Source organism: Wolbachia endosymbiont (group B) of Chesias legatella, assembly GCF_964026945.1.
In the GTDB taxonomy this organism is placed as follows: domain Bacteria; phylum Pseudomonadota; class Alphaproteobacteria; order Rickettsiales; family Anaplasmataceae; genus Wolbachia.
Genome location: NZ_OZ034711.1, coordinates 1,172,081 through 1,196,911 on the forward strand (window position 1 = coordinate 1,172,081; position 24,831 = coordinate 1,196,911).

The window sequence follows — 24,831 nt, forward strand, 5'->3', positions numbered from 1 at the left end:
AATAGATGTGGGTGCTTGATGGTAGAGAGTATAAGAAAACAAGATAAAAAGCTCGATACAAATAATGCTGAAGAGAGTTTTTCTGAATATAGAAAGTCTAGCTATCGTACACAATGGGGAATGGCATTTGAACAAAGCCAATACTTAGAACAAAATAAGTATGATCCTACAGGGAAGTTGCTAAATTTGAATATAGAAGCAACTTATTACAATAAGAGAATGGTTTGATAAAAGTAAAAGTACCCGTTCAAGGGAGTGGTTCAAGAAACGATAGGCAGGGGATTGTATAGTTCTCTTTATTTCCATGTTAAGTATAATGAAATTATCCTTTCAAGTTCCTAGCTCTGATTACGTAAAATATGAGCTTTTACAGTAAACGATATAATGCCTAATTTGCTGTTCAGCGTGATAGTGGAATACTTTCTGGTTTACTTAAAAAATTTCACATTATTCTTTCAGATTTTAAAATATTTTTCGCAACTTGAAAAGCTCCAGTTGCTTCAGATAGGTAGCTTCAAGTAATACCTTATACGTTTTGCAACTTTCTTACACTTCTGTTTCATTTTTTAATAAAGCTTTTTTTAGCATAAATAATTCAGTGGATGCGTTTTTTAAGTAACAGCCCAGAATTTTAACTTCAATAGTCCAGCTATGTTTCAAAGTACCTGTCAGCGACTATTACGATTGCAACATACACTGTCTTTTAAATCTTCTTTTCCTTTAAAACTTGCAGTATTGCTTCAGCACTAACCAAGTTTACCTTTATTATAACACGTTGATGCGCAAAACCTCACTTTTCTTATTCGATTTGCTCATACACCTTTTTGCATTTTGAGGGAATTCTATATTCACTATTTGATACGCTTTCAATTCACATTAAAAACATCACTTATAATTTTCACGTTTTGAATTTTTATAAAATCCACTGAGTGCTACAATTATCACCTAACTATTGGACCAAATGTATCTGCTTTTTGGTAGTTTGCTACTTCTTCTTTCTCCTCATCTCCAACAACTTAATTAATATTGAATTATATAAAGTTTGATTTTCGGAAGATCAATTGTTTGATGATTTGTTAAATATTGCTATCTCTCCTCCTCATTTGCAAATAGGTGACAAATTCTACTTTTAAATTTTCTACTTTTATTTTAAAGTTTTCGCAAAATTCTAAAAGATCAGTTATATTACCTCATAGCTACTCTATGTTTACCTTGTTTCATCGCTCTACTGAACAGATATAAATAAAAAGAAATTTTTATAAACTTGGCAACGACCTACTTTCCCTTTTTAAGTATCATCGGCGCTAAAAAGTTTCACTTCCGAGTTCGAGATGAGATCGGGTGGTTCATTTTTGCTATAGTCACCAAGTCAATAAAAATTTCTGACTTAACAAATTTCAATTTAATATTTAACACTGCATATGCACATATAGAAAGCAAATAAATCAATCAGGCTATTAGTACCAGTTAGCTTCACATGTTACCATGCTTCTACACCTAGCCTATCAACGTGGTAGTCTCCCACGGCCTTAATTGGGAAATTTTTTTGAAGAGGGTTTCTTGCTTATATGCTTTCAGCAATTATCCCATCTATACATAGCTACCCAGCGATGCTATTGGCATAACAGCTGGTACACCAGAAGTATATCCATCTCGGTCCTCTCGTACTAGAGTCAGATCTTCTCAAATTTCCTTCACCCACGGCAGATAGAAACCGAACTGTCTCACGACGTTCTAAACCCAACTCACGTAACACTTTAATCGGCGAACAGCCGAACCCTTGGGACCTTCTCCAGCCCCAGGATGTGATGAGTCGACATCGAGGTGCCAAACGGTGTCGTCGATATGAACTCTCGAACACCATCAGCCTGTTATCCCCGGCGTACCTTTTATCCGTTGAGCGATGACCCTTCCATACAGAATCACCGGATCACTATGACCGACTTTCGTCTCTGCTTGGCTTGTCAGCCTCGCAGTCAGGCAAGCTTATGCCATTGTACTATCAAGCTGATTTCCGACCAGCTCTAGCTTACCTTCGCACGCCTCCGTTACTTTTTAGGAGGCGACCGCCCCAGTCAAACTACCCACCATACAATGTCCTAGTCCCAGATAATGAAACATAGTTAGATATCAAAAGTGTAAAGGGTGGTATCTCAAGGTTGACTCCATTATAGCTAGCGCCATAACTTCAAAGTCTCCCACCTATCCTGCACATCACACTTTTAATAGCAATGTAAAGCTATAGTAAAGGTGCACGGGGTCTCTTCGTCTAACCGCGGGTACCCCGCATCTGCACGGGGAATTCAATTTCGCTGAAATGATGTTGGAGACAGTGGAGAAATCGTTACGCCATTCGTGCGGGTCGGAACTTACCCGACAAGGAATTTCGCTACCTTAGGACCGTCAGTGTTACGGCCGCCGTTTACTGGGGCTTCAATTTGGAGCTTGTACCCCTCCTATTAACCTTCCAGCACCGGGCAGGCGTCAGACCCTATACTTCCACTTACGTGTTTGCAGAGTCCTGTGTTTTTAGTAAACAGTCGCTACTCCCTATTTTGTGCCACCTACTCATAGTTGCCTAAAAGCAGGTTACCCTTCTTCCGAAGTTACAGGTATAATTTGCCGAGTTCCTTCAACATCATTCTTTCAACACCTTAGTATACTCTACTCATCCACCAGTGTCGGTTTACGGTACGGCCTCATAAATATAAGTGCTATTTCCTGGAGCTTCTTTTAAGCATAGATCAATCCAATAAGACCTATACAAATACAAAACCCGTCACACTTAAGAGGTTTAGGAATATTAACCTAATTGCCATCGACTACTCCTTTACGGACTCGCCTTAGGAACCGACTAACCCTACGCAGATTAACTTAACGTAGGAACCCTTAGATTTTTGGTGAGAGTGTTTTTCACACTCTTTTACGCTACTTATGTCAGCATTCTCACTTCCGATATCTCCAGCAGTTTTTACAAACCGCCTTCACAGACTTACGGAACGCTCCGCTACCGCGCCTATTAATCGAAATCAATAAGCACCCACATCTTCGGTATACAGCTTTAGCCCCGGTACATTTTCGGCGCAGAAAAACTTATTTAGACAAGTGAGCTGTTACGCTTTCTTTAAAGGATGGCTGCTTCCAAGCCAACCTCCTAGCTGTAATGGTTTTTCTACTTCCTTCCCCACTTAGCTGCAATTTTGGGACCTTAGATAGTGATCTGGGCTGTTTCCCTTTCCACCACGGACTTAGCACCCGTAGTGTGTCTGCTGTATAATTAATTGTTGGTATTCGGAGTTTGGTTAGATTTGGTAAGATGATGAATCCCCCTAGTCTATCCAGTGCTCTACCCCCAACAACATACATACAACGCTCTACCTAAATAGATTTCGCGGAGAACCAGCTATTTCCAAGTTTGATTGGCCTTTCACCCCTAATCACAACTCATCCAATAATGTTGCAACATTAACTGGTTCGATCCTTCAGTATGTTTTACCATACCTTCAATCTGGTCATGACTAGATCACTTGGTTTCGGGTCTAATCCATAAAACTAAACGCCCTATTCAGACTTGCTTTCGCTACGCCTACACCTACCGGCTTAAGCTTGCTTCATAGATTAACTCGCTGACCCATTATGCAAAAGGTACGCTGTCACTCTAAATATCAATAAATTGATATAGAGCTCCAACTGTTTGTAAGCACTTGATTTCAGATTCTATTTCACTCCCCTCCCGGGGTTCTTTTCACCTTTCCCTCACGGTACTTGTTCACTATCGGTCGTTAAGGAGTATTTAGGCTTGGAGGATGGTCCCCCCATATTCAAACAGGATTTCACGTGCCCCGCTCTACTCAAGGATTTAAAAACTTTCTATTTATACAGGACTATCACCTTCTATGGTTACCATTTCCAGAGTATTCTAATTCTTATTTTTAAATCACTAGCCTTTTCCGCTTTCGCTCGTCACTACTAACAGAATCTCGGTTGATTTCTTTTCCTTTGGCTACTTAGATATTTCAGTTCACCAAGTTTGCTTTATATACTTAGTATATAATAACTAGCTAAGCTAGTTGGGTTTCCCCATTCGGAAATCTGCGGATCAAAATTTGTTGACAATTTCCCACAGCTTATCGCAGCCTGCCACGTCCTTCATCGCCTCTTAACGCCAAGGCATCCATCAAGTGCTCTTAATAATTTATTTATCTGACTATATGTAGAATATGCAGAGTTAAATATTAACTTACAATTGAATTGAGATTAAATAATCTCTACCATAAAACTTTTCAAACATCTAAAAACTAATCTTTTATATGTTACAATCTGATAAATCATATGTCAACGCCTTTTTACACAAAACATTTACCTATTATTATCAACAACAATATACCAGCAATCTAAAACAGTACAATCTGAGAAATATTCGACAAATTGATATGTACAGAAAAATTAATGAAAAAGATATTTTGTAAGATAAAATGTGTTAAAATTAGTTACCTAAAAATGAAAATGAACATTTGGAGTATTTCTAATGTATGAAAAGTAATCTATCTTTTATAAAAAACTTTGCTTTAAATTGTATATCTAAGCTCACTGGCTTATTAAATATTAAAAAAGTAAAAAATTTCATTATGGATAAATACAATACTCTCCATAAAGAAATTGTAGTGTTTCTTGAAAAATCTAAAAACCTGTTAAATACCAACATTGAAATCGGGTTATATCACTTCTATAAAGGTAATATATCAGATGCAAAGTTAAGATTTTGGTTAATTAGCATATTCTACCCCAATTTACCTATAATCTGGTATAATATTGGAAGATGTCATTTTGCAGTAGGAAATACTAATAAAGCTTATAATTATTTAACAAAGACACTAAAATTAGATAGTAGTCATAAAGAAGCTTCTTACTATATAAAGAAAATAACAAACACATCAGATATCGTGGAATTGCCTGAAAATCTCATAAAGCAATATTTTGATTACACAGGTGAATATTTTGTTGAGCATTGGCTAATTGCCAAACAATACAGAGGACATGAACTAGTACATATGATAATCAAAAAAATCTTTCACAACTCCACTTCTGAACTGAATATACTTGACCTTGGTTGCGGTACTGGAATATGTGGTCACTTCCTAAAAATAAATAATATTAGAAGTCGCATAACAGGAGTTGACATCTCAAATAGAATGCTCAATATTGCAAGAGGATGTCTTATAAAAGGTAAACCTGTTTACAATGAGTTAATACATACAGAAATGAAAGAGTTTCTTAAACAAGAGAAGAACCAGCAGTATGATGTAATTATCTTTGCTGAAGTGCTACACTATCTACATGATTTTCTAGCAGAATTGGAACTAGCAAAAGGATTGACAAACAAAAAAGGGGTTATTGTATGTTTAGTAAGAAGAAAGGAAGGTAAAGGTATTGACTTTGTAAACAAAGGAGATTATTTTCGTCATTCAGAAGATTATATTCAGCATGTTGCAAAAGAAACAAATATGCAAATAAGTCAAATGAGTTACTGTAAAATATATGGCAGTCAGGTTGATGGTATCTTATTTGCATTACAACATCCACAAACAAATTCAACAACTTAATCGAGAAATCGCTCAAATAAATTTCTATATTATCATAAAAGGAGCCTTATGAATTACATTACTATTAATTACGCAAAAGATAGTAAATTAACCGATTTTGGAAAAGCAGTTCTATTGGATAGGTATTTAATAGAAAATGAAAGTTATCAAGATCTCTTTATACGTATTGCTAATTACTATTCTGATGATAGAAAACATGCACAACGTCTTTATGATTACATGAGCAACTTGTGGTTCATGCCTTCAACACCAATACTTAGTAACGGCGGTACCAAAAGAGGATTGCCTATTTCCTGCTTTCTTAATGAAACTGAAGATAGCTTGAAGGGAATAGTTGATCTATGGAATGAAAATGTTTGGCTCGCTGCACGTGGTGGTGGAATAGGTAGTTATTGGGGAAATTTACGTTCAATTGGTGAAAGTGTCAAAGGTAGCGGTAAAACATCAGGAATTGTGCCATTTATCGTAGTACAAAACGCTCTGACGCTTGCAATCAGCCAAGGATCCTTAAGAAGAGGAAGCTCAGCAGTTTATCTTCCTGTATGGCATCCAGAAATAGAAGAGTTTCTAGATTTACGTAAGCCAACTGGTGGTGACCCAAATCGCAAAGCATTAAATATACATCATGCTGTAATAGTAACAGACAAATTTATGCAAGCTGTTGAGAATGATCAAGAATGGAATTTAATAAGCCCTCATAACAATAAAGTTATTTCAACAGTAAAAGCACGGGATATATGGATTAAAATATTAACAGCAAGAATTGAAACTGGAGAACCTTATATTATCTTTCTTAATGCAACAAATAACAATAAACCAGAACCTTACAAAAAGCTCAATTTAGATATCAAAATGTCAAACCTATGCAGTGAAATAACTTTAACTACAGGTTACGATCACCTGAACAAGTCGCGCACTGCTGTATGTTGTTTATCATCCGTAAATCTTGAATACTACGAAAAATGGAAAGATAATGAGCTTTTCATAGAAGATATAATGCGTTTTCTTGATAATGTATTAGAGGATTTCATAAACCACGCACCAAATGAAATACAGCGAGCAAAATATTCCGCAATAAGAGAGCGTAGTATCGGTCTTGGTGTGATGGGCTTTCATTCATTTTTACAAAGTAAAATGGTTCCTTTTGAATCAGTAACAGCCCAACAATGGAATAAAAAAATATTTAAGCATTTGCGCGAGCAAGCAGATGTAGTTTCTAAAAAATTAGCAGAAGAAAAAGGGCCATGTCTTGACGCTAAAGAAATCGATCTAATGGAAAGGTTCACACATAAGCTCGCTATTGCTCCAACTGCCTCAATTTCGATTATCGCAGGCAACACTTCTCCTGGAATAGAGCCGTATGCAGCAAACGTATTTATACAGAAGACACTTACAGGTTCATTTGTAGTACGAAATAAATTCTTGCAAAAACTACTAGCAGAAAAAAATCAAGACAATGATGAAACATGGTCCTCAATTTCAACAAATGAGGGTTCTGTTCAGCATTTAGATTTTCTTAGCAAGCATGAAAAACTGACATTTAAAACAGCATACGAACTTGATCAACAATGGATCATAGAACATGCAAGTGATAGAACTCCTTATATTTGTCAATCTCAATCAGTAAATCTGTTCTTACCTGCCAATGTGCATAAACGTTACTTACACAAAATACATATGCTTGCTTGGAAAAAAGGATTAAAAAGCTTGTATTACTGCAGATCACAATCAATGCAGAGAGCTGACAAGGTCTCACATGACATATTCAAAAAAAGTGAAATATTGCAACAAAAAACAGATATTAATTATGATGAATGTCTATCATGCCAGTAGACTGTACATACCTTACTGTCACAAAAATACAATTGTACAAAAGTTATGTTTTCATAGATGCTACATAGAAATCCAGATGAATTTCTAAAGTCTATTCCAAGAGATAAACGTATAATGTGCCTTGATATGGGAGAAAAACAAATAGGCATAGCATTTAGTGATAAAACACAGCTTATAGCTACAGCTCATAGTATATATTATAGAAGAAATATGAGCAAAGATTTAGGCTATCTAAATAGAATGCTTAAAGAAAATGAAGCTGGATCAATGGTAATAGGACTACCATTCACAATAGATGAACAAGAGACCGAATGGTGCAAAGTAATAATCCAGTTTGCAAATAAAATAATAAAAAAATGCAAAGTACACATATACCTACAAGACGAAAGTCTATCAACATCTCTTGCAACTCACGCACTAAAAATTATTGGAATATCAATCACAAAATCAAAAAAAATAGATGATAAAATTGCTGCATGTATTATTCTGCAACGAACATTGGATAAGATAAATGCCATCAAATAGTTTTTTAAACTGAATTCATGTAAAACTACTCAATAAAACAAGAATTTCTCGTATAAGCATGACAAATTGCTGTAGCAAGAGCATCAGCAGTATGGTGACATTTTATATTTGAGCTTTTAACTATTTGCTTTACCATAAATATAATCTGACCCTTATCAGCATGACCATTTCCAGTAATGCTCTTTTTTATATAGTTTGCATCATATTCATTCATGGGTAAATCCGTCATTCGTAATATTAAAATTGCAATTGCTCTTGCATATCCTAAAGTTAGCGAAGATTTTGGATTCTTATTAATAAAAATTTTTTCCACAGCAGCTTCATTTGGAGAGTATAGGAAAATTACTTTCTTTAATTGTTCAAAAATTATATGTAGACGTTCACCTACACCCAATTTACCATCAGTTGATATGGTACCGCCACCCAAAAATTTAATATTATTCTTTTCTTCCAGTCTAATAATGGCCCAACCAGTCTTACTCATCCCTGGATCTAGACCTATTATTTTAATCACTTAATAAAGGCTTAACCAATAAATAAACAGAAATAAAAATATCCAGACTAGATCGACAAAGTGCCAATACCAAGAAGCAAACTCAAAGCATAAGTGATCTTGAGGTGTAAATTGATCTTTTCGAGCTCTAAATAAACATACTGACAAAAATATTATTCCTATTATAACATGCACACAATGAAAACCAGTAATCATGTAAAAGTTGGATGTATAAATAAGTTTTTCTCCTGTTTCTCGCAAAGAAAAACTTGCTTCATGATATTCGATTGCTTGCACTATTATAAAGAACATCCCAAGCAATATAGTTATAGACAGCATTTTAATCATGCTTTTTTTATCATTTTCAAGTAAAAAATGATGTGCTGAAGTAATTGTTGTACCAGAAAGCAATAATATTAGTGTATTCATAAATGGTAACGACCACGGATCCGGTGGTAAAATCCCTTCAGGGGGCCATTCAACTTTTTTTGTAGGAGAAAACGCTTCAAATAAAAAAACCGGATCAAGCCAGGCTTTAAAGAATGAACAAAAGAACGCTATAAAAAACACAACTTCCGAGAGGATAAATAAGTACATTGCAAGCTTGAGTCCATGTTTTACAATGGCAGTATGGCATTTATCATAAATTGCTTCTCTTATTACATCTCTCCACCAATAAAACAGTACACCTGATACTGCAGAGATTCCTAAAACTAAACCAAATATTCCAGAAGTTTGTTTATGAAATACACCAACTAACCCAAGTGCAAGAACAAAAATTGCTGCTGATATAGCAATTGGCCAGGGGCTTGGATCCACTAAATGAAAATCATGTTCTTTACTTTTCATATCATCTTCAAAAATACGTATTAAGCATACAAATTAGCTTAAAATTGTCAATATTTCTTAGGAAATTGATTAAATCTTGAAAAATTATATGCGCTGTTCCAAAAGTCTAACTCAAATTGTGCAGTTATTTTAAATAATTCAAGCATTCTGGTTCTTTCACTTTCCCTTGCTTTGTTACAATACTCGTCAACAATATCTTCCAAAGCAACACATCCAGATTCCATCAAACTACCGCCAAAAAAATCAAACCAATCCTTATATCTATTATTTTTTTTAATTTTATTTCTCATATTATCAACAATAATTTTATATATAAAATGGCAAGAGTAAAGAACTGTTACAGCTTCATAAATGTCGCTATACGAAGTAGACAAAAGAAAGTTAGTAAAATTGAAACATTCAAGCGACTTTTCTCCATGATTTATGGAGTATACAGTAAAGTAGTGGTCGTATAACACTCTCATAATCTCTATTCCTCCTTTAGCCACCCCAATCAATGGAACAATGTTATTACAACTCTCCATTTTTGATGCAGTCATTAAAACAGTACGAACATAATCAGCTAAAAAGAATGCATCTTGTTGTATATAAAATTTGAAGTTTTCTATGTTTAAAGTATTATTTGCTAATTCAACATTGAAAGGATGCTCAATAATATCCTTTAAAAGATTTGACCCATAATAACTCTTAATTATACCACTAAACATCACATAAACTAGAATATAATTTAGTGTTAATACTACAGATTATGCTAGAGAATACATCTCATCCCAAAACATTATTTCTAGCTCTAGACCTCTCTTAAAAAACTCACGCATCTTTTTCCTCTCACAATCACCAGCCTTTGCATATAGATTATTTGCAACGTCAGTAACTTGATTAATCGTAGCATTCATTACTGTGTTATTATAGATATCAATCCACCCTTGATATCTGTGATCTTCAACTTTTTTAGGCATAACCTCTCCTACCATATGATTTATAATAATTTGGTATATATTAAAACAAGGATAAGACGCTGCTAAAGCTTCAGCAACAGAATTATGATATGCAGCACGCATAAAAAAATCAGTAAAAGCAGAACAAGATTTTGATTTTTTATGATTATCGGATAAATCACAAGTCTCAAAATATTCAGTATACTGCTTTCGAACCGCAAATGTTCCCCTTGCTACATTAACCAAACTGCCCATTATTTCAATGTCATCAACTTTAGCTGCAATAATCAATAAAGCACGAGTACAGTCCACTAAATATAAAAAATCCTGCTGAAGATAAATTTTGAACTTTTCATAATCTAGCGTATTGTTTATCAATTCAACATTGAAAGGATGTTCTTTTATTTCTTCAATAAGATCAGATGATTCTTTTATAGCAATATCATAAAATTCTTCTTTTGGTTTGTTGGACATCTTGTAAGCCTCATAAATATTAAAACTAGTATAGTTACTAAAAAGTTACTTACAATTTATAATAAGTTATTATATCAGTATCAAGCTAGAAATAAAAGAGTTTAATAGTTTAAAGAAATTCTCTCTTTTCTTCTTCTATATTAAATTCTTTACAAAAATCAGTAGATAAGTCCACACCTTCCCAAGAAAATCCACCATCACTTTCTAACTTTTTACCAAAATGCCCATAGCAGGCTGTACGTTTATATATAGGACGATTAAGTGATAAATGTCTTATTATGCCTTTAGTTGATAAATCTATGTTACCTTCAATAAACCCTTTAATCCTCTCTTCATCTATTGTATTCGTGCCAAATGTATCAATGTAAAATGAAGTAGGTTTTGAGACACCAATTGCATAAGAAAGCTGCACAAGACAACGTTCAGCTAAACCTGCAAAGACAATATTTTTAGCAAGGTATCTCGCCATATAAGCTGCGGATCTATCAACTTTTGTTGCATCTTTTCCAGAAAAGGCTCCTCCACCGTGTGGAATATAGCCTCCATAAGTATCAACCATAATTTTTCGTCCGGTTAATCCACAATCACCAACTGGTCCACCAATAACAAATCTACCTGTTGGATTGACTAAGAGATTTTCTTTAGGGCACATCCACCCTTTAGGTAAAGATGAAGCTATGTAAGGATAAATTATTTCCTTCACTTTCGATTGACTCAGATCCTCAAGATGCTGTATTGAAACAACAATACTTTCAGCACGCACTGGAAGGTTATTCTCATACGCCAAAGTGATTTGCGATTTTGCATCCGGACCAAGCTTTACCTCTTTGACCATACTCATGATATTTCTCAGAATCGAGTGTGCATAAAAAATGGGTGCTGGCATGAGGCTTTCTGTCTCTATTGTTGCATAGCCATACATTATGCCCTGATCCCCAGCACCTTGATCCACACCTATTGCAATGTCATTTGATTGTTCATGTAGTAATATATTTACTTTCACTGTTTCCCAGTGGAAACCATCATGCTCATAACCAATATCTTTTATTGTATTCCGTACAATACTTTCAATCTTGCTATTTTCAATGTTCGGCCCAAATACTTCCCCAGCTATAATAACATTATCTTTAGTAACTAAAGTCTCTATTGCAGTACGAGAGGAAGAGTCATTAAAAAGGTATTCGTCAAGTATTGCATCTGAAATCTGGTCTGCTACTTTGTCTGGATGACCGGCTGCTACTGATTCACTGGTTACTGAATTCTTATGTAAAACCATCGTTTAGTTACACGATATCAAAACTATTGCAAATTTAAATGGTGGGTCTGGGAAGAGTTGAACCTCCGACCTCACGCTTATCAGGCGTGCGCTCTAACCACCTGAGCTACAGACCCGTATCTATTCAAGCCAAGGCTTGCATATCATCTGTAGGCACAACATCAATAAACGTCTTTTTATTTGCTGATTTTCTAAAACTCACCCAGCCTTTCGTTTTAGCAAAAATCGTATGATCTTTACCCATACCAACATTCTTTCCAGGATGAAATTTTGTACCTCTTTGACGTACAATTATGTTACCTGGAATAACCTCACCATTCTTCTTTATCCCGAGCCGACGCCCTGCCGAATCTCTACCATTACAGGAACTACCACCTGATTTTTTAGTTGCCATATCTTACCTCTTACTTTTGAAGACTAATTTCATTGATACGAAGAACAGTAATATACTGCCTATGACCATTTTTCCTACGGTAATTTTTTCTTCTCTTTTTCTTAAAGATTATAATTTTTTTATCTCTACACTGCTCCAGTACTTCAGCTTTAACAACAGCATTAGATGAACAAGATAAGCCATTGTTTGAAACACAAATCACTTTATTGATTTCCACTTCCTCTTTTTCTTCAGCTTGTAATCTTTCTACTTTAATTATGCTGCCTTTTTTTACTAAATACTGCTTTCCACCAGTTTCGATTACTGCAAACATGACAAATATCAATTATTGTTATTAACACTAATCGTAAATGATGTCACACATACTGTCAATATAAATAAAAACATGAAATACTTCTACCTTTATCTGCTTTTCCTCGTGGAGAGTAGTCAAGTTTTAAAACTTGACTACTCTCAAATTCTCTTAGTCTCATGAAAACTTTACGACGTTAATAAAAACTCAAGCTTTCACTAAAAACATTCAATCAGAGCTTATAAATTAAAACTCATTCCAAGTTCAAACCCATGAAAAAAATCACTGAACTTGTGAAGTTTATAGCCAGCGAAAACATTCGTTCTCTCAGAAAGTGGAAGATTAATACCAGCACCTATCTGGTAGGAAAAAAACCCTTCTTGTTTTTGAGACATTGCAATAATGCCTCCTGTGCCAAAAGTAATATAAGGAGTAATATCCGTACTTTCAAATTGATGATGATAATGAAGCTTTGCCATAAGCCCCAACTCTAGTCCAGCAAGGTTATACTGACTATTGAGAGTAGGTTTAACTACAGAACCAACCGAAATTTTAACACTATCTGTATAGTGATAACCAAGATCATAATTAACACCAAGATTGCCATATGACGACGAAGTATAGATTCTATCTCTAATCCAATCAACTCCAAAAGACGGTGCTGACAGAGAACAGCAGACTACTAAAGTAAGTAATTTTTTCATTTTTACCCTCTAACCATGAATATACGCATATATACTCACAGAAAAGTTAAAAATTACATAACTTACATAATAAAATCGGAATCACTTTCTTAGCTACTTGCCTTTCTCTTGCAATTGCCAAACTTCTCTTTGTCACATTTTGTTACCTACCGCAATCATCATTTTAGCCTATATCACTTGCTTTTTTTCAACAAAAATTCAAACCAGACTTCACTAAAAACATTCAATCGGAGCTTACAAATTAAAACTCATTCCAAATTCAACCCCATGCGAAAGTTCATGAAACTTCTGCAGCTTGTAGCCAGCAAAAACACTTGTTCTCTCAGAAAGTGGAAGATTAATACCAGAACCTATTTGATAAGAAAAAAATTCTTCTACGTCTGGCCCTTGATTTTCTGAAAGAGGAATTTTAGCAACTCCTCCTACACCAAAAGTAACATAAGGAGTAATATCTGTATTTTCAAATTTATAATGATAATGAAGCTTTGTCATAAGTCCCGCGTCTAAAATCCCTTCACTCATAACAAGTTTAACTGCAGGACCAAATGAAATTTTAATGCTATCTGTACAATGATAGCCAAGATCATAATTAATACCAAGCATACCATACGACGAAGAGGTGTAGGTTCTATCTTTAACCCAATCAACTCCAAAAGACGGTGCTGACAAAGAACAGCAAGCCAAGAAAGTAAGTAACTTTTTCATTTTTATCCTCCAAAGATTAATATATGCATATACAAGCATATAAATATTAAAAATAGTATAAATTGCAAGTAAAAAATTGGAATTATTTTATTTTTTTTGTTATTTGTCTTTCTCTTGCAATTGCAAATTGGCATATCTTTCACTATCTGCTGCAATCATCATTTGAGTCTACATCACTTACTTTCACTTCAATATAATTTCCCACTAGCCTTTACTAAAAATATTCAATCAGAGTTTATAAATTAAAACTCACTCCTAGCTCAATTCCATGGAAAATTTTATGAAACCTTTGCAATTTGTAGCCAGCAAAAACACTTGTTCTTTCAGAAAGTGGAAGATTAATACCAGAACCTATTTGATAAGAAAAAAATTCATCATTGACTACAGCTTTGAAAGCCTCTCCAAGTAGAGCACTTATGTTTTCACCTATACTATCAGCTCTACCTACATTAGGTTTAGCCTTCATTGTACGCACTATAACAGCACCAACACCAGCAGTAATATAAGGAGTAATACCCGTATTTTCAAATTTATGATGATAATGAAGCTTTGCCATAAGCCCCACCACTGCTCCAAATTCTTCATCAAGAGTAGGTTTGATTAGAGAATTAATAATAGGTTTGATTACATAGCCAACTGAAATTTTAACGCTATCTGTATAGTGAAAACCAACGTCATAATTAACACCAAGTCGGCTATATGACAAAGAAGTATAAATTCTATCTTTAATCCAATCAACTCCAAAAGACGGTACTGACAGGAAACAACAGACCACCAAAATAAGCAACTTTTTCATTTTTAACATGTATATTGATATACATGTATACTAATATATATGTTAAAAATAACATAATTCGTGTAATAAAAATTAGAGTTATTTTATTTTCTTAGTTATTTGCCTTTCTCTTGCAATTGCAAGACTTTTCTCTGGCACATCCTCTACTATAACGCTACCTGCTGCAACTAGAGAGTCATCATGAACATTAAGCGGTGCAATTAATGAACTATTGGCACCAATAAAACAATTGCTTCCAATATTTGTTTTATGTTTTTTTTTTCCATCATAATTACAAATAACGGTACCTGCACCTATGTTACTCCCCTGCCCTACCTGAGTATTTCCTATATAACTTAAATGCTTTATCTTAGTATTTATACCTATATCACTTGCTTTTGTTTCAACAAAATTACCTATGATTGCACCATCACCTATTGTTGTATTTTCACATTTGGCAAATGGACCAACCCTAACACCAGATCCTATTTTTACTCCAGGACCAAAAAAAACGTATGGGTAAACAATCGAATCCATACCAATTTGCGTATCAAGAGAGAAGAAAACAGTTTCTGGAGCAACAAGCGTTACTCCAGAGTTAGTGAAAAACTTTCTTTTTTCTTCTTGAAAGTAAAACTCGGCCGTTGCAAGGTCATTCCTATTATTTATGCCAGTTGCCTCCTCCTCATCAGCAATAACATAGCCGACATTTAAATTACTCTTTACTGCAATGGAAACGATATCGGTCAAGTAATATTCATGAGTTTGGTTATTACACTCTATTTTCTCCACCAATTCACATAAATCTTTTGCACGCGCAACCATTATTCCAGCATTAGCAAGAAATTCCTCATCATTATTTCTACCATTTTGTGCTTCTACGATTTCTCTTAGGGAACCGTTCTCAATAATTAGTCTACCGTATCCTTTATTATTAGTTTTAAACCCAAGACAAACTAAAGCATTGCTCTCTCCTAAGCAGCTTATCATTTTAGTTATTGTGCTGCTTTTTATTAGTGGAGTATCCCCATACTGCACAACAACTATATCTGACAATTCTTTCAGGTTTCTCATTGCAATTTTGACTGCATCCCCTGTACCGAGCGTTGACTCTTGTGTAATTAATTTTATATCCTTAAAGCATTCCAGCCTTTGAGTTAAAGGCAAATCGACTACAATAGCTATTTTTTCAGGATTTAGCTGCTTTGCATTGTAAATGACGTGCTCAAGCATGGAAAAATTACCTATTTTGTGCAAAACCTTAGGCAAGCTTGAATTCATTCGTTTACCATGCCCAGCAGCAAGTACAACAAATGTATAAGATTTATTTGTCACTTATCTTAAAGACAAAAAATGAAAACCATAATGGTTGAGCCAACTAACTCTATTGTCGTAAAAGCTCCTTAGATCACTAATTTGATATTTCAGCATTGCTAGCCTTTCTATACCAATCCCAAATGCAAAGCCACTGTATTTAGTATGGTCTATTCCAACATTTTTAAAGACATTTGGATGCACCATACCACATCCAAGTACTTCAATCCATTTACTACCTTTATAACTTATGTCCACTTCTGCAGAAGGCTCAGTAAAAGGAAAAAAACTATTACGAAAGCGTATTTTTAGACCTTTATCTCCGAAAAATTTACTAAGGAAGCGATGAATAGTAAATTTTAATTGGCCCATATTGACATTTTCATTAACATAAAGCCCTTCTATCTGATGAAACATAGGAGTGTGAGTTGCATCAAAGTCATTTCTGTATACCCTGCCTGCAGCTACTATTTTAATTGGAAAAGCTTTTGTCTTTTCCATAGTTCTAATCTGCACAGATGAGGTATGAGTGCGCAGCACCATTCTTTTATCGTTTATTTTATTCTTTAAGTAGAAGGTATCTTGCTCCTCTCGCGCAGGATGATGACTTGGAGTATTTAGCGCATCAAACACGTGAAATTCATCTTCAATATCAGGACCATCAACTGCTTTGAAGCCCATATGTGCAAAAATGAGCTTTACTTCACTTATAACTTTGCTCAGTGGATGAATCTTGCCAATTCTTTCTGGTCTGACAGGCAGTGTGATATCAACTGCTTCATTTTGCAGTTTTAACTTAACTTCTTTATCTTTTAGTTCATTTTCTTTGCTTGTTATAAGCTGGTCTATCTTATTGCGTAAAACATTAATCACTGCACCTAGGTCGCGTTTTTCTCCTGCATCATCTATATTCTTTAAGTCATCGAAATAAGCTTTTACTACACCCTTTCTCCCCAAGTATGACAACCTAACTTTTTCTAAATCCTGCAAAGAAGCAGCATTTTCAATCTCAGAAACTGCCTTATCTTCAAGTAAAGGTATTTCACTTATTAGCTCTTTATTCACCTTAAAAACGCTAGCTTAAACTTTCATTATAGTGCAATCTTTAATATCATCAATAAAACTATTTGGATAAAAAGGTGTCATCAGAGTACTTTCCTTCTTGTCATTCAAGTAGCTGACACATAGCTGTATGAACATTGTGATTTGGGCTAAAAAGATGCAAGTAGCCCCTTCGGTGTCATCCCAGTGCTTGACACTGGGATCCATAACAGGTAGTAAGAAGTGCTGGAATGACATCTCTATAGGACTCCTAACTAATTCAAGATATTAAAAAATTTACCAGGCGAAAAAAAAAGGCAAAAGAATCCCCCAGTAGTGAGTTTAATAATGTAAATTGATAATGTGCTAACAAGCGGATTTTGGCTGAATGTAGAAAAAATAAAAAAGCCGCTATAATTTTATGTAATTTGCCAATAAATATCTGAGTTTTTTACTGAATTTTGTTATTAAATCCGCGGAGATTAAAAACAAGGATAAATACTCTTATTGTCATGATAAGGAAACTGATGAGGTTTGTAAAGTAACTTCTTCTGCTCTTATTGAGTCCAACGCGCCGCTGTTATGCAAGGGCGCTATAATTATTAATTTATTGATTAATTATGTTTTTTTGTTAATATTATATTAATAAATTAAAAAGTTAGAAATATGCACAGTAATAATACCACAACTCCGTGGGAGCAAACAAAAAATTCATTTAAGTCTTTTATAGATAAGTCTAAAAAAACCATACATACAGCAGCTTCCGAAATTCAAAATAAGGTAACACATGAGATAGAAGATTTCTCTAAGTCCTTTAAAAAAGATTGTGAAAACATAAAGGAAGATGTTACTAACCTTAATACCACACTACAGAAACAAGCAAAGAATTTATTTAAAAATAAAGCTCAATACATAGAAAAAAATCTCACCAAAGTTGGAGCTGAGAAAAAATATGAGGTAGAAGATTTACCTAAATTTTTCAAAGATAAATCTAAAGAGATAGGCAAAGTATTTTCCAATGAAGTAATAGAAATCAGCACTATTCGCTCAAGAAGTGTTGTAAGTGATACACAAGAGTTTTCATTTAAGCTCAAGCTGCTAACAGAGGTAAACCCTAATACAATATTACTTCAAATAAAACATTTAATTGACTTTTTTAAAATCTGCCTTTCTCAGGAGAAAAACTTCACAGCCAATATAAAAGTACCAAAAGAAAGCGAAGAACTACACAATAACTACCATAAAGCTAATAAAACTGTAGAAGAATTCATAAGTAATGCTCCAATTCAAATCCTTCTGCAGGGCATAACAATAACGCTACAAACAGACGTTAAAAACATCAACCTCGGTAGCTTGCAACAAATCGAGATATTCTTGAATAAGGAGCTAAAACGTGTGGAAAAAACTAAAAATGAGGAGCAAAGTCAAGATACGTTACAAGCAGAAGAAACTGAAAATAAAAACGAAAATGTGGTTGAAAAAAGGAACAAGCAAGATAAACAAATTGTGCAAGGTTCGTTTGGCTACAATATAGTAAGTAACAGAAAGCAAATTACACGCGCACCAGTAATTGTTGCTGCAATGCATGAAAATATTTCCTGGTTTAGGTCTCTTTTTCAGCCATTCAATTTTTTTAATACGGCACAATTCTTTTTCCCACAACTGCCCAAATTTTCTATACAGAGTAACAATATGCCACCTGGTGTTATTCCAGCACTTGACCAAAAAGAAAAAGAACCAGTGTTAGACACTCGGATAACAGAGGGTAGTATAGGAAATTTAGTCCCTCAAGAAACAGAGCGGGATATAGGTCAAATTAGGTCACACACAGATTATTTTAAGGATAATAGAAAAAAGGAATCCGAAAAGCAGGCTAAAGAATCACTGAGAGAAGAAAAACAATCAATCATAAAACAAGCTCAATTTTATGCTAGAGTAGCCATGACAGATCATTTGGCTGAGCACAAGGAAAAAAAACTCGATGAAATATTTATTGAAGTGATGAATAGATACAAAAATCAAGATCCAGAAATATTTCACAATATTTCCAACTCAGTGTTTAATATTATTTATTTCCAAGATAAACAACTACATGAAATATTAGAACCGAATGAGATATCAGAAGCATTAGAAATGCTGAAGATACCACAACCAGGCGGCAAATCTCATTTTCCAAAAGAGTATTTACACAAGCAAGTATATAGAAAAAAAGAGCAGTTGATTGAATTAGTTTCAGGCCAACCTTCTCCACAGCCTAAAAATGTTTCTCATATTACTTTAAAATCACCATTAAAAACTGTATTTTCCTCAAAAGAAACCTATTTTTGCCTATTTTTAGTAGCAGCTTCTATATCAGCACTCTGCCTATGGCACTTGCCGCTGGGAAAAGTGTCAATTTTAAAGGAATTGGTGCCAACAGAAAAAAGGGAAAGTATCGGTCTAACATTAAACATAGGGTTACCAATATTAATTACACTGTGCGTTTTGAACCTGGCTTACTTTCTATATTCTGAATATTCTGTAGAATCTATTGAGCAGATAAGTAAAAAAGATCTTCCTTTGCGCACCTAACAAATAAGATCTTTTGTGATATAATTATTTATTTTATTGCATGTTTAAAGGAATTATTAAAGATATTGGTACTATAACTGATATCACTATCCACCCTAACTCTGATCAAATCTTCCATATTGAGACACAAAATTTATCCTCTATAAACAAAGGAGATTCAATATCCTGCTCCGGAGTGTGTTTAACTGTTGTCAACATAATGAGCAATGTATTCACAGTTCAAGTATCTCAAGAAACCATGAAGGTTTCTAACTTAAATACGTGGAAAACAGGGAAAAAAATAAACCTAGAACAAGCAATGAAACTGAGTGACAGAATTGACGGCCACTTGGTTCAGGGTCATGTAGATGACATAGCAGAAATTTTAACAATCAATCAAAATTTAGAATCTCATGAAATCAGACTATCATGCCCACAAGAATTAATTAAATTTGTTGCAAAAAAAGGTTCTGTAACGCTAGATGGAGTTTCCCTTACAGTAAATTCAGTTGCCGATCAAGAATTCACTGTGAATATCATTCCCTATACATGGAAAAACACAACTTTTCAGCATAATAAAATAGGTAATTACCTAAATTTAGAAGTTGATATGATTGCTCGGTACTTAGACCAGCTGATAAAATATCAACACAATTAATTTTACAACTTTGTTATTTACAACTATTATATCTTGAAAATCATATAGATAAAAAATATGTTTTTCGATAGCCTAATTATCTTTATTATTGTCTTGTGTGTAATAATATCGATAACTAGAGGTTTTATAAAAGAGCTATGTGCATTAATGTTCTTGCTCTTATCAGTCTTTTTGACAGCTAGTTACTATGATTTTTTTATTATAAATTATAGTAAGTATTTTGACTCTAAAGTTACACAAAACATACTTTCTACAATCTCTGTATTTATTATACTTAATCTTACATTCATGACAATGAATAACTGGCTAATGTACATATTATCACCCATAAGATTGGGATTAATGGATAGAGTTACTGGAATCTTTGTCGGAGCACTCAGAGGAATATTGCTTTCTTATGTACTATTTTTTGCTGTGCACTTATATTGCCACACAGTATACGATAAAAAAGAGGGAGAGTCTAAAATAGACGCAGAAGACATATTGCCCAATTGGATAATAAATTCACACTCTTATCAGGCTTTATTTGTGACAACAGAAGAAGTAATTAACATGTATGTACCAGAGTCATTGATACTAAAAATAAAAGAGATTGGTGAGGAAATGGTTGATCAAGAAAAATCTCAAAACAATAAAGAAAAGTGAGTGTTCATTTTCTATAGCTAAATTAGCTTAGACAGCTGTTATCCACAGCAGTGCGCCATAGGTTACCAATTCCTATTACTAATCAAACAAAACTGCAAACATTGACGAATAAGTAAATCATCAAAAAAATTTAAATGTATAATTTTAGTTCATCAATGTAATAAAACAAAACTTTTTTAGTGAGTTCAAAATCTTCTAAGGTATTTCCTTCACATCTTGCTGTTATGCAGTTTTGCGTATTTGATACTCTAAGAAGCCACCAACCTTTATCATCAGTTACCTTAATTCCATCAAGCTCTGAAAATACAATGTTTTGCTGCTTTAGTGTCTCCTTGATTGATTCAATTATTTGAAATTTTTTCTCATCCTTCACCACAATTTTCACTTCATGAGTGATATATAACTTTGGTAAATCTTCAATCGCCTCAGATAGGCTTTGGTTTTTCTTAAGTAAAATGTCAATGGCTTTAATAGCAGAATATAGTCCATCATCAAAACCTAGCTCAGAAAAGAAAAAATGTCCACTCAGTTCACCGGCAAACTTTGCTCCTTCTTCTACCATCTTTTTCTTAACTAGTGAGTGTCCAGTGGCACAGGTAATTATTTGCCCTCCTAATTTGCTAACGAAATCATGCACTTTCATACTCATTTTTACGTTGGCAATAACCTTGCTTTTTGGGTGTTCCGCCAATACTTCACGTGAAAAAATCATAAACAAGTGATCATTGGAAACAACATTACCTTTATTATCAATCAAGCGTACCCTATCACCATCACCATCAAGTGCAATACCAAGATCACATTTATCTTTCTTGACAATACTGATTAACTGAGCAAGATTTTTTTCTTCTATGGGATCTGGGTCATGCAGTGGAAACGTCCCATCTATAGAGTTATTGGTTATGATGTGTATATGACTTGGTAAAACTTTTTCAATATACCTTACAATTGTTGGACTATTGCCAAAATCCCAGGCTATCTTTAGCTTGCGTGTAGTATTATTTTTTAGTGCATTTTTTAATATGTTAACGTACTCACTATATATATTCGTGTTAATTAAGCTTCCAATTTTCGTGCTGTTTTTAATTGTACTGCCTATAATTTCCTTCATTTCTTGATCTGAGTAAACTTTTTTACTACTGAAAAATTTAAAGCCGTTATATTCTCTGGGGTTATGAGAAGCAGTGATCATAATCCCAAGATCTACCTGCATTGTTGCAGCGTAGAGCATAGGTGAAGAACAGAGCCCAACGCGTATAACATTTGCACCGGATAAAATTAAGCCTCTGATTAATTCTTTTTCTATACTTGGTGAATCTATCCTGCTGTCATAGCCTACACAAACGTTAGCTGCAGTTTGACCGAATTTTCTACCTATTTCATACCCATCACTGATTTGCAGGTCTCTGCCTACCACACCTCTAATATCGTATTTTCTTATAATAGTATTGTCCATACTGCACTTCTTGGAGTGGTTAATATATAACATTCCCGCCAAATACTCAAGTTTATTTAACTATAAGATTAGTTGATTTTTTAAGAAAATATGCTAATATTATAATATAGTTCTCTAAAAATAGAAATTATGCTAAAAGAAAACTTATTTATAGCTGAAAATCAAGGTTTAGATGTAGATGAGCAAAAGAAAAATGATATTTTAAGTTTCATTGAACCTTGCAACAATTTTCAGGATTTTATAAAAAAATTAGAGGAAGAAAACTTAATTTGGTATTTTATTGGCCCTTTACGCAAAGATAAAGACATTAAAGAACAGATAAATTTAAAGTGGGAAAATGAGTTTCAAAAGTTTGAGCAATCAATAACTGCAACACATAAAAAATTTGAAGAATCTCTACCAGGTGAAAATTTCTTAGTATATACAACACAAGATAATGAATTTAAAATTAGATTTGAAAATAAAGAAAAACCAATAGAGATTAGCGCCCTTTTAAGAGCCAGCGACGAAGGTAAGGTTTATAACCTATCTTTAGGGAAAGATAGTCAAATAACTGCAACCAAAAAAGGCAGCGAAAGGCACTATGATTTTACTGGTTCAAGCTCATGTGAGATGACCATTAACTGGCAAGCTAAGGATTCTAAAGACAATAGCGTAGATTGTAGCATGACTGTAGAAGTAAGTTCTAAGGGCATAAAAAGAGTGATTGATGAACCAAAATTTGGAGAAATAACTGACCCAGAAGAGGTATTAAAATTAGTTGAGCAGAATAAAGAAGTTTTTATCAATGGCAAAACTCTATATCAAACTTTCACTGACATGGTCAAAAGTGTGAACGAGCAGCAAACACCAGCAGAGGAAACATTTACAAAAGATTCACCACAGTCAGCTACACCAAGTAGCAGTGGATATTCTTCTCTTAATACACCTTCTTCACGCAGAAGTTCTTTGTCTATTAGTAGTGAATTTAATGGTGAAGATGAAACATTTGAGAGCAACACGTTTGATGAAGAAGAGAACAAACAAGAAGGAAATGAGTTAGAGGATAGAATAGGGGAATTAGAGGAAGAAAACACATATCTCAAGGAGCAAAGCGCAAAGTTAAAAAAACATAATACAAGGATAACAGAAGAAGGTGATGAGGAACTAAATAAATTAACCAAGGAAAAGCAAGATTTGGAAAAAGAAGTCACAAGACTTAAAGATGAATTGAAAAGAAAGGAAAAAGAGTTAGCTGAAAAGGATAAAGACATAGATCGATTAGCACAAAAAGTAACCGTACTAGAACAAAGTCAAAAAGATAAAAATGCTAGAATAACAGATTTAATTAATCAATTGAAAAATAAAGAAAGTGAGATTCAGTCAACAAATAGAATAAATGAAGAGCAGCAGGAAAAATTAGAGCAAAGTGAAGCTAAGTTAAGTGCACTAGAAAAAAAGAATGCAAATTTGGAAAATAATCTAAAGAAAACATTGGAAGAAGGTTCACAAGATAATCATGAAAAGCAGTTGGCAGAACAGTTGATGGAAGCAAAAAATGAAAACGAAAAATTGACTGATACAGCAAATCAATTAGCTGAAGAATTAAATCAACTGCAAAAAGAAGTTTTGGAGGAAAAAATTCGACAACTTGAACCCGGAAGATCACTTGCGGATGAGTTCAGTGAAGTAAATGCGAAAGTAGCTACTTCAACTCAAACTGAAGCTAAATATGAAAGTAGAGGAATCCAGGCAAGTAATCACGAAACTACAGTTCCTAAAACACAAGACCAAGGTACACAAGCTGCGGATAAATCTTCAAGCAAAAGAATTAGTAAATTAGGAAAGGAAAATAAAAGTTTGGCTAGGGACAAACTAATGATATCTGAACAATTAAAACAAAAAACAAAAGAGATTGATGAGTTAAAGAAAAATTTAAAACAATTACAAGAAGAAAATACACAACTAAGACAAAAAGCTACTAAAGATAAAGGAGTTAATGCATCATCTTCAACAGATCAAAAAAAGACTAAAGAAATAGAAATTCAAACTGACGTGCAAATGAATGATTTTCATGATTTATATGATAAAGAACGCAAATATGTCAGAACAGAACTATCAGATCCAAGCGCAGTCTCTGCTCAGGCTTCAGAAAAATCTACTCCTTCAAAAGGATGAGTTTTTACTTCAACTATAGCTAATCCAAACGAAACATCATACCGCAACAATCACTAATTTTCTGTCCTTTCAAAAAAACACATCAAGCAAAATCATTTGAAAGCAAGTGGACATTGTTAGGTGAATTAACCCTAACTTAAGAATCAGAT

21 protein-coding genes, 1 tRNA gene, 2 rRNA genes and 1 pseudogene are annotated in these 24,831 nt (G+C 34.0%); 8 read left to right on the plus strand and 17 right to left on the minus strand.

Annotated features, from left to right (window positions below):
- Nucleotides 1-18 precede the first annotated feature (18 nt).
- Nucleotides 19-228, plus strand: coding sequence for a hypothetical protein (locus AAGD65_RS05475; RefSeq protein WP_264682317.1), 210 nt, complete (start codon nt 19-21; stop codon nt 226-228).
- A 123-nt stretch (nt 229-351) separates the two neighbouring features.
- Here AAGD65_RS05475 and AAGD65_RS05480 read toward each other — a convergent pair.
- The 3 genes and pseudogenes from AAGD65_RS05480 to AAGD65_RS05490 form a co-directional block, all read right to left on the minus strand.
- Nucleotides 352-1,071: pseudogene (locus tag AAGD65_RS05480) on the minus strand (IS66 family transposase); the annotation flags it as partial.
- Nucleotides 1,072-1,262: 191 nt separating this feature from the next.
- Nucleotides 1,263-1,369 (minus strand): 5S ribosomal RNA (gene rrf, locus AAGD65_RS05485).
- Nucleotides 1,370-1,436: 67 nt separating this feature from the next.
- Nucleotides 1,437-4,201: ribosomal RNA gene (locus AAGD65_RS05490) — 23S ribosomal RNA — on the minus strand.
- Nucleotides 4,202-4,532: 331 nt separating this feature from the next.
- On the opposite strand from AAGD65_RS05490, the gene AAGD65_RS05495 reads away from it, so the two are divergent.
- The 3 genes from AAGD65_RS05495 to ruvX are packed head-to-tail and all read left to right on the plus strand — an operon-like array spanning nt 4,533 to nt 7,961.
- A complete protein-coding gene (locus AAGD65_RS05495) occupies nt 4,533-5,603 on the plus strand; it encodes a methyltransferase domain-containing protein (protein ID WP_264682315.1) in 1,071 nt (356 codons plus the stop codon).
- A 48-nt stretch (nt 5,604-5,651) separates the two neighbouring features.
- A complete protein-coding gene (locus AAGD65_RS05500) occupies nt 5,652-7,436 on the plus strand; it encodes a ribonucleoside-diphosphate reductase subunit alpha (RefSeq protein ID WP_264682313.1) in 1,785 nt (594 codons plus the stop codon).
- A 57-nt stretch (nt 7,437-7,493) separates the two neighbouring features.
- Nucleotides 7,494-7,961: a Holliday junction resolvase RuvX gene (ruvX, locus tag AAGD65_RS05505; protein WP_341810911.1), complete on the plus strand. Its 468-nt coding sequence runs from the start codon at nt 7,494-7,496 to the stop codon at nt 7,959-7,961.
- 25 nt (nt 7,962-7,986) lie between these two features.
- Here the strand turns inward: ruvX and ruvC are convergent, their stop codons facing one another.
- From ruvC to pheS, 13 genes are all read right to left on the minus strand, one after another.
- On the minus strand, nt 7,987-8,475 hold the full coding sequence (gene ruvC / locus AAGD65_RS05510; protein ID WP_127464096.1) for a crossover junction endodeoxyribonuclease RuvC: 489 nt from the start codon (nt 8,473-8,475) through the stop codon (nt 7,987-7,989).
- Complete coding sequence (locus AAGD65_RS05515; protein ID WP_264682306.1) at nt 8,476-9,303, minus strand: cytochrome c oxidase subunit 3; 828 nt, start codon at nt 9,301-9,303, stop codon at nt 8,476-8,478. It abuts the gene before it with no gap.
- Between the two features lie 47 nt (nt 9,304-9,350).
- On the minus strand, nt 9,351-10,010 hold the full coding sequence (locus AAGD65_RS05520; protein WP_341810912.1) for a TenA family protein: 660 nt from the start codon (nt 10,008-10,010) through the stop codon (nt 9,351-9,353).
- 39 nt (nt 10,011-10,049) lie between these two features.
- The gene (locus AAGD65_RS05525) at nt 10,050-10,715 is read right to left on the minus strand and encodes a TenA family protein (RefSeq protein ID WP_007302512.1); all 666 of its coding nucleotides are present in this window, start codon (nt 10,713-10,715) and stop codon (nt 10,050-10,052) included.
- A gap of 109 nt (nt 10,716-10,824) precedes the next feature.
- Nucleotides 10,825-11,991, minus strand: a complete 1,167-nt coding sequence (gene metK, locus AAGD65_RS05530) for a methionine adenosyltransferase (protein ID WP_007302511.1) — start codon at nt 11,989-11,991, stop codon at nt 10,825-10,827.
- A 39-nt stretch (nt 11,992-12,030) separates the two neighbouring features.
- Nucleotides 12,031-12,107: transfer RNA gene (locus AAGD65_RS05535), tRNA-Ile, on the minus strand.
- 8 nt (nt 12,108-12,115) lie between these two features.
- Nucleotides 12,116-12,385 (minus strand): 50S ribosomal protein L27, encoded by a 270-nt coding sequence (gene rpmA / locus AAGD65_RS05540; RefSeq protein WP_006012184.1) that lies wholly within the window; start codon nt 12,383-12,385, stop codon nt 12,116-12,118.
- 10 nt (nt 12,386-12,395) lie between these two features.
- A complete protein-coding gene (rplU, locus tag AAGD65_RS05545) occupies nt 12,396-12,698 on the minus strand; it encodes a 50S ribosomal protein L21 (protein WP_007302510.1) in 303 nt (100 codons plus the stop codon).
- A gap of 218 nt (nt 12,699-12,916) precedes the next feature.
- Entirely contained in the window at nt 12,917-13,381 is a 465-nt protein-coding gene (locus tag AAGD65_RS05550) for a P44/Msp2 family outer membrane protein (RefSeq protein ID WP_264682297.1), read from the minus strand.
- 234 nt (nt 13,382-13,615) lie between these two features.
- Nucleotides 13,616-14,086, minus strand: coding sequence for a P44/Msp2 family outer membrane protein (locus AAGD65_RS05555; RefSeq protein WP_007302508.1), 471 nt, complete (start codon nt 14,084-14,086; stop codon nt 13,616-13,618).
- Between the two features lie 235 nt (nt 14,087-14,321).
- Nucleotides 14,322-14,882, minus strand: coding sequence for a P44/Msp2 family outer membrane protein (locus tag AAGD65_RS05560; RefSeq protein ID WP_264377670.1), 561 nt, complete (start codon nt 14,880-14,882; stop codon nt 14,322-14,324).
- Between the two features lie 78 nt (nt 14,883-14,960).
- Complete coding sequence (locus AAGD65_RS05565; RefSeq protein WP_264682292.1) at nt 14,961-16,196, minus strand: NTP transferase domain-containing protein; 1,236 nt, start codon at nt 16,194-16,196, stop codon at nt 14,961-14,963.
- Entirely contained in the window at nt 16,197-17,240 is a 1,044-nt protein-coding gene (pheS, locus tag AAGD65_RS05570; RefSeq protein WP_264374605.1) for a phenylalanine--tRNA ligase subunit alpha, read from the minus strand.
- Nucleotides 17,241-17,882: 642 nt separating this feature from the next.
- Between pheS and AAGD65_RS05575 the strand changes: the two genes are divergently transcribed.
- Genes AAGD65_RS05575 through AAGD65_RS05585 form a run of 3 tightly spaced genes read left to right on the plus strand, consistent with a single transcriptional unit; the run spans nt 17,883 to nt 21,069 of the window.
- Nucleotides 17,883-19,787 (plus strand): hypothetical protein, encoded by a 1,905-nt coding sequence (locus AAGD65_RS05575; RefSeq protein WP_264682640.1) that lies wholly within the window; start codon nt 17,883-17,885, stop codon nt 19,785-19,787.
- Nucleotides 19,788-19,827: 40 nt separating this feature from the next.
- The gene (locus tag AAGD65_RS05580) at nt 19,828-20,424 is read left to right on the plus strand and encodes a riboflavin synthase (RefSeq protein WP_264682639.1); all 597 of its coding nucleotides are present in this window, start codon (nt 19,828-19,830) and stop codon (nt 20,422-20,424) included.
- Between the two features lie 57 nt (nt 20,425-20,481).
- Nucleotides 20,482-21,069: a CvpA family protein gene (locus AAGD65_RS05585; RefSeq protein ID WP_064085309.1), complete on the plus strand. Its 588-nt coding sequence runs from the start codon at nt 20,482-20,484 to the stop codon at nt 21,067-21,069.
- Nucleotides 21,070-21,199: 130 nt separating this feature from the next.
- Here the strand turns inward: AAGD65_RS05585 and AAGD65_RS05590 are convergent, their stop codons facing one another.
- Entirely contained in the window at nt 21,200-22,525 is a 1,326-nt protein-coding gene (locus tag AAGD65_RS05590) for a phosphomannomutase/phosphoglucomutase (protein ID WP_264682638.1), read from the minus strand.
- A 129-nt stretch (nt 22,526-22,654) separates the two neighbouring features.
- On the opposite strand from AAGD65_RS05590, the gene AAGD65_RS05595 reads away from it, so the two are divergent.
- Nucleotides 22,655-24,682: a hypothetical protein gene (locus AAGD65_RS05595; RefSeq protein WP_264682637.1), complete on the plus strand. Its 2,028-nt coding sequence runs from the start codon at nt 22,655-22,657 to the stop codon at nt 24,680-24,682.
- Nucleotides 24,683-24,831 lie beyond the last annotated feature (149 nt).

Bases quoted from the DNA above. Each gene is read 5' to 3' on its own strand.
- AAGD65_RS05495 (WP_264682315.1), top strand. From the start codon at position 4,533: ATGAAAAGTAATCTATCTTTTATAAAAAACTTTGCTTTAAATTGTATA.
- rplU (WP_007302510.1), bottom strand. From the start codon at position 12,698: ATGTTTGCAGTAATCGAAACTGGTGGAAAGCAGTATTTAGTAAAAAAA.
- AAGD65_RS05475 (WP_264682317.1), top strand. From the start codon at position 19: ATGGTAGAGAGTATAAGAAAACAAGATAAAAAGCTCGATACAAATAAT.
- AAGD65_RS05500 (WP_264682313.1), top strand. From the start codon at position 5,652: ATGAATTACATTACTATTAATTACGCAAAAGATAGTAAATTAACCGAT.
- AAGD65_RS05590 (WP_264682638.1), bottom strand. From the start codon at position 22,525: ATGGACAATACTATTATAAGAAAATACGATATTAGAGGTGTGGTAGGC.
- AAGD65_RS05575 (WP_264682640.1), top strand. From the start codon at position 17,883: ATGCACAGTAATAATACCACAACTCCGTGGGAGCAAACAAAAAATTCA.
- AAGD65_RS05555 (WP_007302508.1), bottom strand. From the start codon at position 14,086: ATGAAAAAGTTACTTACTTTCTTGGCTTGCTGTTCTTTGTCAGCACCG.
- AAGD65_RS05585 (WP_064085309.1), top strand. From the start codon at position 20,482: ATGTTTTTCGATAGCCTAATTATCTTTATTATTGTCTTGTGTGTAATA.
- rpmA (WP_006012184.1), bottom strand. From the start codon at position 12,385: ATGGCAACTAAAAAATCAGGTGGTAGTTCCTGTAATGGTAGAGATTCG.
- AAGD65_RS05515 (WP_264682306.1), bottom strand. From the start codon at position 9,303: ATGAAAAGTAAAGAACATGATTTTCATTTAGTGGATCCAAGCCCCTGG.
- metK (WP_007302511.1), bottom strand. From the start codon at position 11,991: ATGGTTTTACATAAGAATTCAGTAACCAGTGAATCAGTAGCAGCCGGT.
- ruvX (WP_341810911.1), top strand. From the start codon at position 7,494: ATGCTACATAGAAATCCAGATGAATTTCTAAAGTCTATTCCAAGAGAT.
- AAGD65_RS05560 (WP_264377670.1), bottom strand. From the start codon at position 14,882: ATGAAAAAGTTGCTTATTTTGGTGGTCTGTTGTTTCCTGTCAGTACCG.
- AAGD65_RS05595 (WP_264682637.1), top strand. From the start codon at position 22,655: ATGCTAAAAGAAAACTTATTTATAGCTGAAAATCAAGGTTTAGATGTA.
- AAGD65_RS05525 (WP_007302512.1), bottom strand. From the start codon at position 10,715: ATGTCCAACAAACCAAAAGAAGAATTTTATGATATTGCTATAAAAGAA.
- AAGD65_RS05580 (WP_264682639.1), top strand. From the start codon at position 19,828: ATGTTTAAAGGAATTATTAAAGATATTGGTACTATAACTGATATCACT.
- AAGD65_RS05520 (WP_341810912.1), bottom strand. From the start codon at position 10,010: ATGTTTAGTGGTATAATTAAGAGTTATTATGGGTCAAATCTTTTAAAG.
- AAGD65_RS05550 (WP_264682297.1), bottom strand. From the start codon at position 13,381: ATGAAAAAATTACTTACTTTAGTAGTCTGCTGTTCTCTGTCAGCACCG.